At 71.9% G+C, this 12589-nt stretch carries 13 protein-coding genes; 4 read left to right on the top strand and 9 right to left on the bottom strand.

Annotation, left to right across the window (positions count from 1 at the left end):
- Entirely contained in the window at positions 1-1071 is a 1071-nt protein-coding gene (locus tag BJ971_RS33085; protein WP_377885511.1) for an ROK family protein, read from the bottom strand.
- 197 nt (positions 1072-1268) lie between these two features.
- On the opposite strand from BJ971_RS33085, the gene xylA reads away from it, so the two are divergent.
- From xylA to BJ971_RS33070, 3 genes are read left to right on the top strand one after another with little or no spacing between them, the layout of a single operon-like run.
- A complete protein-coding gene (xylA, locus tag BJ971_RS33080) occupies positions 1269-2456 on the top strand; it encodes a xylose isomerase (protein WP_184997118.1) in 1188 nt (395 codons plus the stop codon).
- 22 nt (positions 2457-2478) lie between these two features.
- Positions 2479-3894, top strand: coding sequence for a xylulokinase (gene xylB / locus BJ971_RS33075; protein ID WP_184997116.1), 1416 nt, complete (start codon positions 2479-2481; stop codon positions 3892-3894).
- Between the two features lie 10 nt (positions 3895-3904).
- Positions 3905-5323: an MFS transporter gene (locus tag BJ971_RS33070; RefSeq protein ID WP_184997114.1), complete on the top strand. Its 1419-nt coding sequence runs from the start codon at positions 3905-3907 to the stop codon at positions 5321-5323.
- On the opposite strand, the gene BJ971_RS33065 is transcribed toward BJ971_RS33070, so the two are convergent.
- The 7 genes from BJ971_RS33065 to BJ971_RS33035 form a co-directional block, all read right to left on the bottom strand.
- Positions 5301-6932: a glycoside hydrolase family 13 protein gene (locus BJ971_RS33065; protein ID WP_184997112.1), complete on the bottom strand. Its 1632-nt coding sequence runs from the start codon at positions 6930-6932 to the stop codon at positions 5301-5303. The genes BJ971_RS33070 and BJ971_RS33065 overlap by 23 nt on opposite strands.
- A gap of 19 nt (positions 6933-6951) precedes the next feature.
- Positions 6952-7671: an HD domain-containing protein gene (locus BJ971_RS33060; RefSeq protein ID WP_184997110.1), complete on the bottom strand. Its 720-nt coding sequence runs from the start codon at positions 7669-7671 to the stop codon at positions 6952-6954.
- A 42-nt stretch (positions 7672-7713) separates the two neighbouring features.
- Positions 7714-8640 carry an MHYT domain-containing protein gene (locus BJ971_RS33055; protein WP_184997108.1) on the bottom strand — a complete coding sequence of 309 codons (927 nt, stop codon included), beginning with the start codon at positions 8638-8640 and terminating at the stop codon, positions 7714-7716.
- 154 nt (positions 8641-8794) lie between these two features.
- Positions 8795-8938 (bottom strand): GPGG-motif small membrane protein, encoded by a 144-nt coding sequence (locus tag BJ971_RS33050; protein ID WP_184997106.1) that lies wholly within the window; start codon positions 8936-8938, stop codon positions 8795-8797.
- A 45-nt stretch (positions 8939-8983) separates the two neighbouring features.
- On the bottom strand, positions 8984-9727 hold the full coding sequence (locus BJ971_RS33045; protein WP_184997104.1) for a metallophosphoesterase family protein: 744 nt from the start codon (positions 9725-9727) through the stop codon (positions 8984-8986).
- Positions 9724-9978 carry a hypothetical protein gene (locus BJ971_RS33040; RefSeq protein WP_184997102.1) on the bottom strand — a complete coding sequence of 85 codons (255 nt, stop codon included), beginning with the start codon at positions 9976-9978 and terminating at the stop codon, positions 9724-9726. The genes BJ971_RS33045 and BJ971_RS33040 overlap by 4 nt, the downstream gene beginning before the upstream one ends.
- A 1-nt stretch (position 9979) precedes the next feature.
- Positions 9980-10564, bottom strand: coding sequence for a nucleotidyltransferase (locus BJ971_RS33035; RefSeq protein ID WP_184997100.1), 585 nt, complete (start codon positions 10562-10564; stop codon positions 9980-9982).
- A gap of 183 nt (positions 10565-10747) precedes the next feature.
- On the opposite strand from BJ971_RS33035, the gene BJ971_RS33030 reads away from it, so the two are divergent.
- Positions 10748-11557: a dTMP kinase gene (locus BJ971_RS33030; RefSeq protein WP_184997098.1), complete on the top strand. Its 810-nt coding sequence runs from the start codon at positions 10748-10750 to the stop codon at positions 11555-11557.
- A 7-nt stretch (positions 11558-11564) separates the two neighbouring features.
- Here the strand turns inward: BJ971_RS33030 and BJ971_RS33025 are convergent, their stop codons facing one another.
- Complete coding sequence (locus tag BJ971_RS33025) at positions 11565-12248, bottom strand: SDR family NAD(P)-dependent oxidoreductase (protein ID WP_184997096.1); 684 nt, start codon at positions 12246-12248, stop codon at positions 11565-11567.
- Positions 12249-12589 lie beyond the last annotated feature (341 nt).

The following is a 12589-nucleotide window of genomic DNA, read 5'->3' as shown; positions in this document are numbered from 1 at the left end:
TCACTGCCGGCGGGCGAGCCACGCGGCGGGGTCGTCGAGCAGCCCGCGGATGACCGAACCGGCCGCGCCCCGCATCGCGGCGTCGGGGCCGAACGTCGCGGCGCGCAGCAGCACCGGCGACCAGGCCGCGGTGAGCACCCGCCGGCCGGCCTCGGCCGCGATCGGTTCGCGCAGCCAGGGCACCAGCGAGGCGTAGCTGCCGCCGAGCACGATGGTCTTCACGTCGAGCAGGTTGACCACCGCGGCCACCGCCGTGCCCAGCGCGCCGCCGGCGGCGCTCAGCGCGCTCAGCGCGCTCAGCGCGGCGGTTCCGCCGCCGGCCGCGGCGCGCGCCAGCTCCTCGACGCCGGTCACGCCGGCGGCGCGCAGCACCGCCTCCTGGCCGGCGTACTGCTCGAGGCAGCCGCGGGAGCCGCAGCGGCAGGCCGGGCCGTCGGGGTTGATCGGGATGTGGCCGATCTCGCCGCTCCAGCCCCGGGTGCCGCGGTAGAGCGCGCCGTCCAGCACGATGCCGGCGCCGATGCCGATCTCGCCGGAGATGTAGACGAAGTCGCGTGGCGGATCGGCGGTGCCGAGCTCGCTGAGCGCGGCCAGGTTCGCCTCGTTGTCGACCGCGACCGGCAGGTCGCCGAGCAGGTCGCCGACGGCGACGTCCTGCCAGCCGAGGTTGGGTGCGATCCGGACGACCCCGTCGGCCGTGACCAGGCCCGGCACGGCCAGGGCCGCGCCGGCGACGGTGAGCCCGTCCGCCTCGGCCAGCGCCCGCGCCCGGGCCGCGAGCCGGCCGAGCGCGGCGAGGGCGGTGCCGGGATCGGTCAGGCGCTGATCGCCGGCCTCGACGAGGCGGTGCCGGAGCGCGCCGGCCAGGTCGACCACGCAGGCGGCCCGGTAGTCGACGTTGATCTCCAGCCCGAGCCCGGCCGGGCCGTCGGGTGCGAGGGTCAGCCCGACCGCGGGCCGCCCGGCGCCGCTGCGCGGCGCGGGATCGACCTCGGTGAGCAGCGCGCCGGTGACGAGGTCGTCGACGAGCGCGGAGACGGTGGCCCGGGTCAGCCCGGTGGCCGCGGCCACGGATGCCCGAGATATCGGGTTTGTGTTGTTCGCCACGGTTTGCAGAACGAGCGCGAGATTATGTGCCCGCACGCTCGATTGCCGGACCGGCGAACCCGTCGCACTCATCAGCCGACCCGTCACACCCTTGACAATGCCACACGCCGCTCAAATAATTCAACCAATAAACAAATCAACGCTGTTACGTGGAGGTAACCGTGTCGGTCCAGCCCACCCGCGACGACAAGTTCTCCTTCGGTCTCTGGACCGTCGGATGGCAGGCCCGGGACCCGTTCGGCGAGGCCACCCGGGGCCCGCTCGACCCGATCGAGGCCGTGCACAAGCTCTCCGAGCTCGGCGCCTACGGCATCACGTTCCACGACGACGACCTCGTGCCGTTCGGCTCCGACGCGCAGAGCCGCGACGGCATCATCGCCGCCTTCAAGAAGGCCCTGGACGAGACGGGCATGGTGGTGCCGATGGTGACCACCAACCTGTTCACCCACCCGGTCTTCAAGGACGGCGGCTTCACCAGCAACGACCGCGGCGTGCGCCGCTACGCGCTGCGCAAGGTGCTGCGCAACATGGACCTGGCCGCCGAGCTGGGCGCCGAGACCCTGGTGCTCTGGGGCGGCCGCGAGGGCGCCGAGTACGACGCCGCCAAGGACATCCACGCCGCCCTCGACCGCTACCGCGAGGCACTCAACCTGCTCGCGCAGTACTCCGAGGACCGCGGCTACGGGCTGCGCTTCGCCATCGAGCCCAAGCCCAACGAGCCCCGCGGCGACATCCTGCTGCCCACGGCCGGCCACGCCATCGCCTTCGTGCACGACCTCGAGCGCCCGGAGCTGTTCGGCATCAACCCCGAGGTCGGCCACGAGCAGATGTCGAACCTCAACTTCACGCACGGCATCGCCCAGGCGCTGTGGCACGGCAAGCTGTTCCACATCGACCTCAACGGCCAGCACGGCCCCAAGTTCGACCAGGACCTGGTCTTCGGCCACGGCGACCTGCTCAACGCGTTCTCGCTCGTCGACCTGCTGGAGAACGGCGGACCGGGTGGCGGGCCGACCTACGAGGGCCCCCGGCACTTCGACTACAAGCCCTCGCGCACCGAGGACTACACCGGCGTCTGGCACTCGGCCGAGGCCAACATGCGGATGTACCTGCTGCTCAAGGAGCGGGCGCAGGCGTTCCGCGCCGACCCGGCGGTGCAGGAGGCGCTGGCGGCCAGCAAGGTCCTCGAGCTCTCCACCCCGACGCTGGCACCCGGCGAGACCTACACCGACCTGCTCGACGACCGCGGCTCCTTCGAGGACTACGACGTCGACGCGGCCGGCGCACAGGGCTACCACTTCGTGAGGTTGCACCAGCTCGCCATCGATCACCTGCTGCGCGCGAACTGACTCCGAACGGGAAGGTGAACCCATGACGCTGGTAGCCGGGATCGATTCCTCCACCCAGTCCTGCAAGGTGGTCATCCGTGACGCCGAGACCGGCAAGCTGATCCGGCAGGGGCGGGCCGGCCACCCCGACGGCACAGAGGTACATCCCGACGCCTGGTGGACCGCGCTGCGGCAGGCGATCGACGAGGCGGGCGGCCTGGACGACGTCGCCGCCGCGTCGGTCGCCGGCCAGCAGCACGGCATGGTGGTCCTGGACGAGCACGGCGAGGTGGTGCGCCCGGCGCTGCTGTGGAACGACACCCGCAGCGCCGGCGCGGCCGCCGACCTGATCGAGGAGCTCGGCGGCGGCGACAAGGGCCGCCGGGCCTGGGTCGACGCCGTCGGCATCGTCCCGGTCGCGAGCTTCACGCTGACCAAGCTGCGGTGGCTGGCCCGCAACGAGCCGGAGAACGCCGCCCGGGTGGCGGCGGTCTGCCTGCCGCACGACTGGCTGACCTGGAAGCTGTCCGGCGCGCACGGACTGGAGGGCCTGCGCACCGACCGCAGCGACGCCAGCGGCACCCTCTACTGGTCGGCCGCCGCCGACGAGTACCGTCACGAACTGCTCGAACTGGGCTTCGGCCGGCGGATCCGGGTGCCGCAGGTGCTCGGGCCGACCGGCATCGCCGGCACCCTGCCGAACGGCGCGCCGCTCGGCCCGGGCGCCGGCGACAACGCCGCGGCCGGCCTCGGCGCGGGCGCGCTGCCGGGCGACGTGGTGATCTCCATCGGCACCTCCGGCACCGTCTTCGTCTCCTCCGACGTCGCGCCGGACGATCCGAGCGGCGCCGTCTCCGGCTTCGCCGACACGACCGGCCGGTTCCTGCCGATCGTCGTCACGCTCAACGCGGCCCGGGTGCTCGACGCGGCGACCCGGCTGCTCGGCGTCGATCACGAGGAGCTGTCCCGGCTCGCGCTGTCCGCGCCCGCCGGCGCGGACGGCCTGGTGCTGATCCCGTACCTGGAGGGCGAGCGGACACCGAACCGGCCGAACGCCACGGGTGCCATCCACGGCCTCACCTTGCGCACCTCGGACCCGGCGCACCTGGCCCGGGCGGCGGTCGAGGGCATGCTCTGCGCGCTCGCCGACGGCCTGGACGCCCTGGTCGCGTGCGGTGCGACGGCCAACCGCATCGTGCTGGTCGGCGGCGGCGCGCGCAGCGAGGCGGTCCGCCGGATCGCGCCGGCGCTGTTCGGCCTGCCGGTGCTGGTGCCGCCGCCGGGCGAGTACGTCGCGGACGGGGCCGCCCGCCAGGCCGCCTGGGTCGCCCGGGGCGGCGACGCGCCGCCGGCCTGGTCCGCGGAGCCACCCGAGATATACGAGGACGACAGCGTCCCGCTGATCCGGGAGCAATACGCTTCGGCCCGGGAAGCGGTGATCGACAAGGTATCCCGCTAACCTCGTCCGCGTGAGCTTGCGGGGAGGACCGGCACATCGCGCGTACAGCGTTGTCGTCTTCGTCATCCTCGCGTCCCTGGACAACGTCGCGATCGGCCTCGTCCCGCCGCTGTACCGCGACATCGGCAAGGAGCTCGGCGTCGGCGAGGGGCGGATCGCGCTTGCCACCACGGTGATGTTCCTGATCAGCGCGGTGGCGGCGATCGGCTGGGCGTACGCGGGCGACCGCACCAACCGCAAGCCGGTGCTGATCGCCGGCACGGTGATCTGGGTCCTGGGCACCGCCTGGTCAGGCCTGGCCGGCAGCTACTCGTCGTTCCTGCTGTCGCAGGTGCTCGCGGCGATCGGCCTGGGCGGCGTGGCCAGCGTCAGCTTCTCCGTGGTCAGCGACCTGATCTCGCCGCGCCGCCGTGGCCTGGTGATGAGCTTCTGGGGGCTGTCGCAGGGCATCGGCACGCTCGCCGGGACGTTGATCGGCGGCCTGCTCGGCTCGACCGACTGGCGGCGGCCGTTCCTGGTCGTCGCCGTTGCGGGCCTGATCGCCACCCTGGCCTACCTGCTGACCTACGACGTCCCGCGCGGCGACAGCCAGCCGGAGCTGCGGGGCGTGCACTACGAGGAGCGGATCCACCGCGACGACCTGCCGCGGATCCTGGCCCGGCGCACCAACGTCTGGCTGATCCTCCAGGGCTTCTCCGCGCAGGTGGCCTTCGGCTCGCTGGTCTGGCTGCCGGTGCTGTTCCGGGCCCGCGCCGAGGACCAGGGCTACTCGGCGCCGACCGCGGTGATCGTGGGCAGCGTCTTCGCCACGATGTTCCAGCTCGGCGGCGCGCTGTCGATCCTCGGCGGCCTCGTCGGCGACCGGCTGCAACGCCGCACGCCCCGGGGCCGGGCCCTGGTCGCGGCCGTCGGCGTCCTGGCCGCGGTGCCGTTCTACGTGGTGCTGTTCTTCGTGCCGTTCCACATCGACGTGCCGGACGGTGGCAGTACGGGTGCCGTGGTGGGCGCGATCCTGCGCAACGTCTACACCGAGCCGACCGTCGGGCTCAGCCTGGCCACCGCCATCTTCGCCCTCGCGCTGACCTCGGCGAACTCGCCGAACTGGTTCGCGCTCATCGCGGACGTGAACCCGCCGGAGCATCGCGGCACCGTCTACAGCCTCGGCAACCTGGTAAACGGCTTCGGCCGGGCCGGCGGCAACGTGCTGATCGCGGTGGCGTTCCGGGGCCTGTCCGGCGCCTTCCCGCCACCGCTGAACTACGCAGTCGGCCTGGCCGCGTTCCAGTTCTTCTTCGTGCCGACCGGCGTCATGTACTGGCTGGCCAGCCGGACGGTGGCCCGGGACATGGCGGACACCCACGCCGCCCTGGCCACCTACCGGGCGGAGCAGGAGGCGGAGGCGAGGATCAGACCCGCGCCCACACCGTGACGTCCTGCGGTACGCGACCGTCGGCGGCCAGCGGCTCGCTGGAGAGCTGGACCCGGGCGTTGAGCGGCAGCTCGGCCGGCGCGGTGCCGTAGTTGGTCAACACCAGCAGGTCGCCGTTGCGGTACGCCAGCACGTCGGCCGGGGTGTCCACCCAGGTCAGCGCCCCGGCGCCGAGGCCGTGCCCGGCACGCAGGCGCAGCGCGGAGCGGTACAGCTCGTAGGTGGAGCCGGCGACGTCCCGCTGGCGGTCCAGGGCGTACTCGGCCCAGGTCGCAGGCTGCGGCAGCCAGCTCGCGTCCGACGGGCCGAAGCCGTACGAGGGCGCGTCGGCCTCCCACGGGATCGGCACCCGGCAGCCGTCGCGACCGCGCTCGGCGTGCCCCGACCGCTCCCAGGCCGGATCCTGCCGGAACTCGTCCGGAATCTCGGTCGCCTCGGGCAGCCCCAGCTCCTCGCCCTGGTAGAGGTACGCGGAGCCGGGCAGTCCGAGCATCTGTAGCGTGGCCGCCCGGGCCCGGCGCAGCCCCAGGCCGGCGTCGGGCTGCGGGTCGCCGGCGCCGATGCCGTGCCGGCGCGGCTCACCGACCGGGTAGCCCAGCCGGGTCGCGTGCCGCACCACGTCGTGGTTGGAGAGCACCCAGGTGGTGGGCGCGCCGACCGCGGCGTTCGCGGCCATGGTGGAGCCGATGATCCGGCGCAGCGGGTCGGCGGACCAGGGCGCGTCCAGGTATTCGAAGTTGAAGGCCTGGTGCATCTCGTCCGGGCGTACGTAGCGGGCCAGCCGCTCGGCCGGCTGCACCCAGGCCTCGGCCACCAGGATGCGCTCGCCGGGGTACTCGTCGAGGACCGTGCGCCACCGCTGGTAGACCTCGTGCACGCCGTCCTGGTCCCACATCGGCGGCGGCGGGGCGCCCTCGGGCGCGAGCCCGCCGAGGATCACGCCGGCGTACTGCCAGTCGGCCAGGGTGGCGTCCTTGATCAGGCCGTGCGCCACGTCGACCCGGAAGCCGTCGACGCCGCGGTCGAGCCAGAAGCGCAGGATCGCCTCGAACTCGGCGCGGACCTTCCCGCTGCCCCAGTTGAGGTCGGGCTGGGAGACGTCGAACAGGTGCAGGTACCACTGGCCGTCGGGGACGCGCTCCCACGCCGGGCCGCCGAAGACGCTGTGCCAGTCGTTGGGCGGCTCGCTGCCGTCCGGCCCGCGCCCGTCGCGGAAGATGTATGCCTCCCGCTCGGGGCTGCCCGGTCCGGCGGCCAGCGCGGCGGTGAACCAGGCGTGCTCGTTCGAGGTGTGGTTGGGCACCAGGTCGATGATGACCTTGAGCCCGAGCGCGTGAGCCTCGCTGATCATCTTGTCGGCGTCGCCGAGGTCGCCGAAGAGCGGATCGACGGCGCGGTAGTCGGCAACGTCGTACCCGGCGTCGTGCTGCGGCGACGGGTAGAACGGCGAGAGCCAGACGGCGTCGACGCCGAGGTGGCGGAGGTCGCTCAGGCGTGCCGTGATGCCCGGCAGATCGCCCATCCCGTCGCCGTTGCTGTCGGCGAACGAGCGCGGATAGATCTGGTAGATGACGGCGCTGCGCCACCAGTTGTCTGTACGGGACGGCATGGCACCCAGGCTAGTCGCGCTATCCGTCGAGAATCGCGGCGAACCGCTCCTCTGCTAAATCGAGCTGGTCCAGGATGTGGTCCTTGGCGGCGACCGAGAGCGGGGTGTCCGGGCGTCCGACCAGCTCGCGCAGCTTCGGCACCAGCGGCCGGTACTTGATCGCGGAGCTGCGGGCCTTGTCGTATGTGGTGTGAATGACCCCGACGCCGTTGTCGGTGAAGTCGGAAACCTTGATGACCCGGGCCCACGGGTCGCGCTCGAGGCTGTCCGCGACGTGCGCCCGGTACTGCTCGTGCCGGTCGTACTCGGGGTCGTACTCCGGGTTGGTGACCGAGCGCACCAGCTCGGCCGTCCGGGGGTTGAACCGGCGGGCCAGCTCGGCGACGGCGGCGTCCGTCAGCACCTGGTGCCCGAGCGACGCGGGCAGGCCGGCCAGCTCCGCCGGGTGGTCCTCGACGGCGTCGTGCAGCAACGCCGCCGTCAGCACGTCCACGTCGTGGATCCCGTAATACCTCATGATCCGGATCGCCACCCGCAGCAGGTGGTTGAGGTACGGCTCCCGGACGCGGCGGTCCTCGGCGTGCAGCCGGGCCGCCAGCTCCAGCGCCTCCTCGAGCTGCCGCCGGTCGGCGGGCGGCAGCTCCTGGAGCTCGAGGGCGAACCGTTCGCGGAGCCCGGCCTCGCCGTAGACCTCGGTGATCGCGTGCAACGGCATCGTCAGCAGCATCCTTGGCGCCATGCCGAACAGGTATACCGGACGGAGGCGCTCCGTGTGCGCCGGTCAGGAAGGCACGTCGAGCAAAGGTTCGTCCGTCAGCGGCTTGGCCCGCGGCGGAACCGGCCGCGGCGAGGGCCGCACGCCCGGCGACGGGCGGCTGCCGGGCGCCCGCCGCATCGCCGACATCGACGCCTGCTTGAGCGACCAGGGGTTCTCGGCGTGCATGCCGCGGTGCGGCTTGCCGTCGCCCTCGGTGAACTCCTCCTCGGTCATCGCCTGTAGCGCGCTGAGCGCGACGCCGAGGATCGTGGCCGCGCTGATCAGGGTGATCGGCACGATCATCAGCAGTGGCCGGATGCCGCTCACCGAGGTGGACACCTTGGTGCTGAGTTCGACTGACATGGCGGCCATGCCGGTGTAGTGCATCCCGCAGACGGCCAGGCCCATGATCGAGGCGGCGCCGATCATCGGGCGCCAGCCGCGTACCGAGACGGCGAACCACAGCGCGGCGGTGGACGCGGCGACGGCGATGACGCCGGAGGCGGCGACCAGCGGGGGGTCGAAATGGATCCGGCCGGACACGTGCAGGCCGATCATGCCGGTGTAGTGCATCGCCAGCACCCCGGCGCCGGTCAGGACGCCGGCGATCATGGTCTTCACGACGCTGCGCCGGCCGTGGCCGACCACCAGCAGGCCGAGGCCGACGGCGACCACCGCCAGCCCGAGGCTGACCATGGTGAGCAGCGGGTTGTAGCGCACCGGGCTCTCGGGCACGTCGAAGCCCAGCATCGCGGTGAAGTGCATGAGCCAGATGGCCGCACCGCCGATCGCGAACGCGGCGATGATCAACCAGCGGTTGCGGCGGCCGCGGGAGCGGGCGCTGCGGGCACGGCCGGTGGACAGCAGTCCGAGGAAGGAGCCGAGGACCGCGACCAGGTAGGCCGCGACCGGATTGAATGCTCCGTAGGTGAAGTGATGGACCTCGGCCACTGCGTCACACCCTCGCGAAATGTCGGGAACAGGACGCAGAGGATTGAGCCATAGGTCCGATGTGGGACAACGCACGTCGTGTGCGCTCCGCTACACGCAGAGACCCGGGGCCGCGCGAATGCGCGGCCCCGGGTCGTGAGTGTTTGGCTACCGATCAGGTGAAGATGCTGACACCGCCGGGACCGACAAGCAGCCCGACGATAATCAGGACGACACCCCAGAGAATCTGCCGCCGAAAGAGCGCGAGGACGCCGGCGACCACGAGAATGACTGCGAGGATCCAGAGCAACAGTGACATGCAGGTCGGATACCCCGGGCGCTCGAATCGAAAACCTCGACCGGATCAGACGGCCACGAGGCCGGCATCGACGTCGCCGGAGAGCAGTTGGTACACGTTGTACGCCTGCTTGATCACGGGGTGCGACACGTTGCGGACCGGCACGCCGCCGGGCGTGCGCCCCCGCTCGGTGCCGTGGTGCGCGTGCCCGTGCAGGGCCAGCGCGGTCGGCGCCGAGTCGATGGCCTGCCCGAGCAGGTACGAGCCCAGGAACGGATAGATCTCCAGCGGCTCACCGGCCAGGGTCTCCGGCACGGGGGAGTAGTGGGTCAGCGCCACCAGCGCGTCGCAGTCGAGTCCGCGCAGCGCGGCGCCGAGCCGCTCGGCGCTCGCCTCGGTGGTGCCGACGAAGTCCTTCATCTCCCGCTCGCCGAACGAGCTCGCGCAGGCACCGGCGAAGCCGCCGCCGAAGCCCTTGGCCCCGGCGATGCCGAGCCGGTGTCCGTGCAGTTCGAGCACGGTGCCGTCGCCCTCGAGCACGGTCATGCCCGCGTCCCGCAGCACGTCGGTGACCTGAGCCTCCTGGTCGCTCTGGTGGTCGTGGTTGCCGAGCACGACGATGACCGGCACGCCGAGGTCACCGAACTCCGTCGCCATGCACTGGGCCTCCTCGACCGTGCCGTGCCGGGTCAGGTCACCGGCGATCAGCAGCGCGTCGGCGACACCCGGCAACTCCTCCAGCGCGGGCCGGTAGCGGCCCAGCACGTCCTTGTCCACGTGGACGTCGCCCACCGCCGCGATCCGGATCATGAAATCTCCTCCACCTCGGTGGGTGCCGCGGCGCGGATGATGCCGATGTCGCAGGCGATCTCCACGTCCGGGAAGCTGGTGGCGATCAGCCGGCAGATCTCGTCGCGGCGCCGCGCGCTCTCCACCTCGCCGCCGAGCACCAGCACGTGTTCGCGGCGTTGCAGGGTGATGCCCTGTTCGGCGATCGCCCCGCTCTCGGTGAGCAGGCGCTGGATCTCCGCCTCCAGGTATTCGTCGAGCTGTGGTGCCATCTCATCCCCCTACTGTCAGGTCGGCGTCCCCCGGCAACGCGACCACGTCGAGGCGGTCCAGCAGGACGAGGAACGCCTCCGCGTACGGTGATCTCGTGGTCTCCGCGCGTACCCGGTCCCAGTCGATCTGCTCGCGCAGCGAGCGGGCGACGGGCAGTCCGGTGGCGAAGTCGCAGTAATGCTGGGTGTAGCTGAGCAGCTTGTGGATCATCAATTGGGTCGCCGAGAGCACGGGCATGTTGATCGCCTCGACGGGGCGCATCACGGTGTCGCGCAGGGTCGCGTCGGTCACCGGCGACTCGACCGGCCGGTAGATCAGATCCACCATCCGGCCCTCGTCGTAGACCTTGACCAGCCAGTCCTCGGGCGGCTGCTGCACCTCGAAGCCGACCGCGGACAGCTCCTCGAGCGCACGCGGCTTGTCCTTCTCGCGGATCAGAAAGTCGACGTCGTGGTCGCTGGAGTGGCCGCCGTGCGCGTACACCGCGAAGCTGCCGCCGAGCGCGAACGGGATCTCCGCCTGCTTCAGGACAGAGGCCACCCGTTTGAGCGTGTTGACCAGGCCCTCATCCACCCGGTGCGGCATGCGGTCCCCCTGAGTCCTCGGTGTGCGTTTGCCACTCCAGCGACTACCCGAGCGGTCGACCCCTCACACCCCGAGCAGCACGCGGTGCCAAGGTCAAAATAAACTGCTTGACCCCATTTTGTACGCGGACAGCCTCGTCCACGCCCGAACCGTCCGTGACTCCCACAGGTACCGTTGGTGGGTATGGTCCCTGACCTTGATTCCCTCCCGGTGTCCCGTTCCGGCGGCGGCCGTCTGCGCACGGTGGCGCTCGTCGGCATCGACGGGTCCGGAAAGACGACCCAGGCGCACCAGCTGGCGACGGCGCTGGCCGCCCGCGGCCTGCCCGCGACCTACCGGCGCAACGCCGGCGGACGCCGCTGGTTCGGCCGGCTCGCCGTCGCCCTCGGCCGCATGGACGGCGAGCATCTGCTCGGCCGCCGGGCCATGCTCTTCGTCGAGTCGGTGCTGCGCTGGCTCGCCATCCTGCGGACCCTTCTGCGCCGCCGGATCACCGGCGAGATCTCGATCATGGACAGGTACGCGGTCTGCCAGTACGCCAGCATCCGCGCGCACGCCAAGACCCCCCGCCCCGGCCGGCTCAACCGCGCCGAGCGCCGGGCCCGGCTCGCCTACCGGGTCTTCCCGAAGCCGGACGTGACGTTCCTGCTCGCGGTCGACCCGGCGATCGCGTACGACCGGATCGAGCGGCGCGGCTACGACCACGAGGAGATGGCCTACCTGCGGGCGGCGTCGGCCGCCTACGAGGCGCTGCCGGAGCGCCCGGACTTCGTGGTGATCGATGCGAACGGCACCCCGGCCGAGGTGGGCGCGGCCCTGATCGGCTACCTGACCACGCCGCCGCCGGCCGTTGCGGTCCCGACGGCGCGGGTACCCGTCGGGCGCCGCGGTCCGGCCGCGGCGCTCGTGTCACACGGCCGCATGCTGCTCCTGGCCGGCGCGACGCTCGCGGCGGCGTCGGCGCTGACCTACCAGCTGGCCGAGGGCTTCTGACGCCCGCTCACGCTCGGCCGTAGACGGGTACCGTCGCGCCGCTCGTCGGCTTCGATCCGTCGCCGGCCAGGAAGGCGATCACCTGGGCGATGTCGGCCGGCGCGACCCAGCGCGAGAAGTCCGCGTCCGGCTGCCCGGCCCGGTTTGCGGGGGTATCGATCACGCTCGGCAGCACTGTGTTGCAACGCACACCGCTCTTTCGGTACTCGACCGCGACGGCGTTGGCGAAGGCCAGCACCGCGGCCTTGGCGGTCGCGTAACCGGCCGCGCCGGCGAACGGGGCCACGGCCGCGCGGGACGAGACGCACACCACCGAGCCGCCGCCGGCGTCAACCAGATGCGGCAGCGCCGCCGCCGTCACCAGGTAGGTCGGGCGCAGGTTCGCCCGGATGACCGCCTCGAAGTCCTCGATCGCCGTCTCGTGCACGAGGCCGCCGCCCGCGTACCCGCCGACCAGGTTGACCACGGCGCGCAGCGGCGCGTCCGGCTCACCCGCCGCGAGGGCAACGGCCGCCCGCACGTCCGCGGGCACGCTCAGGTCGGCCTCGATCCCGACGGCGCCCTTGGCGAGCCGGCCGACCGCGCCGGCCCGGACGGGAGCCACGACCCGCCAGTTCTGATCCCGCAGTATCTCGACGACGGCCTCACCGAGCCCGCCAACCCCACCCGTAACCAGCACGCTGCGCTCCATAGGGCTCACGTTAGCCGTGTGTTTTTGCTCACCATCGCGAGGATGGGCCGAAGGGTGCACCGCGCCGATCCGAACGGCCGTCATCCATGCGTGTGTCACCCGGGCGGGCTAGTGAACTGCGGCTCGTCGTGGCGCATCGTGGCAGTTGGTCCCGGTCCGAGCAGCGGCGGGATCTTTTGCCGTGGCATTTGCTTCAGGCCCGGCGACAACCTGTCGATGCAGGATGTGAACCCATTTGGCTACCCGGCCGTACTGGGTAGTGACGAGCATCGCAGGGAGACGCGTGATGCCCGTCGCTGTGACGAATGAGGGGCCGATGGTGTCATGTAGTAGGCGCAAGG

The sequence above is a fragment of the Amorphoplanes digitatis genome (assembly GCF_014205335.1).
Lineage (GTDB): Bacteria > Actinomycetota > Actinomycetes > Mycobacteriales > Micromonosporaceae > Actinoplanes > Actinoplanes digitatus.
The sequence above is the reverse complement of the archived record's forward strand: the minus strand, read 5'-3'. Positions and strand labels throughout refer to the sequence as shown.

Bases quoted from the DNA above. Each gene is read 5' to 3' on its own strand.
- BJ971_RS33025 (WP_184997096.1), bottom strand. From the start codon at position 12,248: ATGGAGCGCAGCGTGCTGGTTACGGGTGGGGTTGGCGGGCTCGGTGAG.
- BJ971_RS33040 (WP_184997102.1), bottom strand. From the start codon at position 9,978: ATGGCACCACAGCTCGACGAATACCTGGAGGCGGAGATCCAGCGCCTG.
- xylB (WP_184997116.1), top strand. From the start codon at position 2,479: ATGACGCTGGTAGCCGGGATCGATTCCTCCACCCAGTCCTGCAAGGTG.
- BJ971_RS33030 (WP_184997098.1), top strand. From the start codon at position 10,748: ATGGTCCCTGACCTTGATTCCCTCCCGGTGTCCCGTTCCGGCGGCGGC.
- BJ971_RS33035 (WP_184997100.1), bottom strand. From the start codon at position 10,564: ATGCCGCACCGGGTGGATGAGGGCCTGGTCAACACGCTCAAACGGGTG.
- BJ971_RS33060 (WP_184997110.1), bottom strand. From the start codon at position 7,671: ATGGCGCCAAGGATGCTGCTGACGATGCCGTTGCACGCGATCACCGAG.
- BJ971_RS33045 (WP_184997104.1), bottom strand. From the start codon at position 9,727: ATGATCCGGATCGCGGCGGTGGGCGACGTCCACGTGGACAAGGACGTG.
- BJ971_RS33050 (WP_184997106.1), bottom strand. From the start codon at position 8,938: ATGTCACTGTTGCTCTGGATCCTCGCAGTCATTCTCGTGGTCGCCGGC.
- BJ971_RS33065 (WP_184997112.1), bottom strand. From the start codon at position 6,932: ATGCCGTCCCGTACAGACAACTGGTGGCGCAGCGCCGTCATCTACCAG.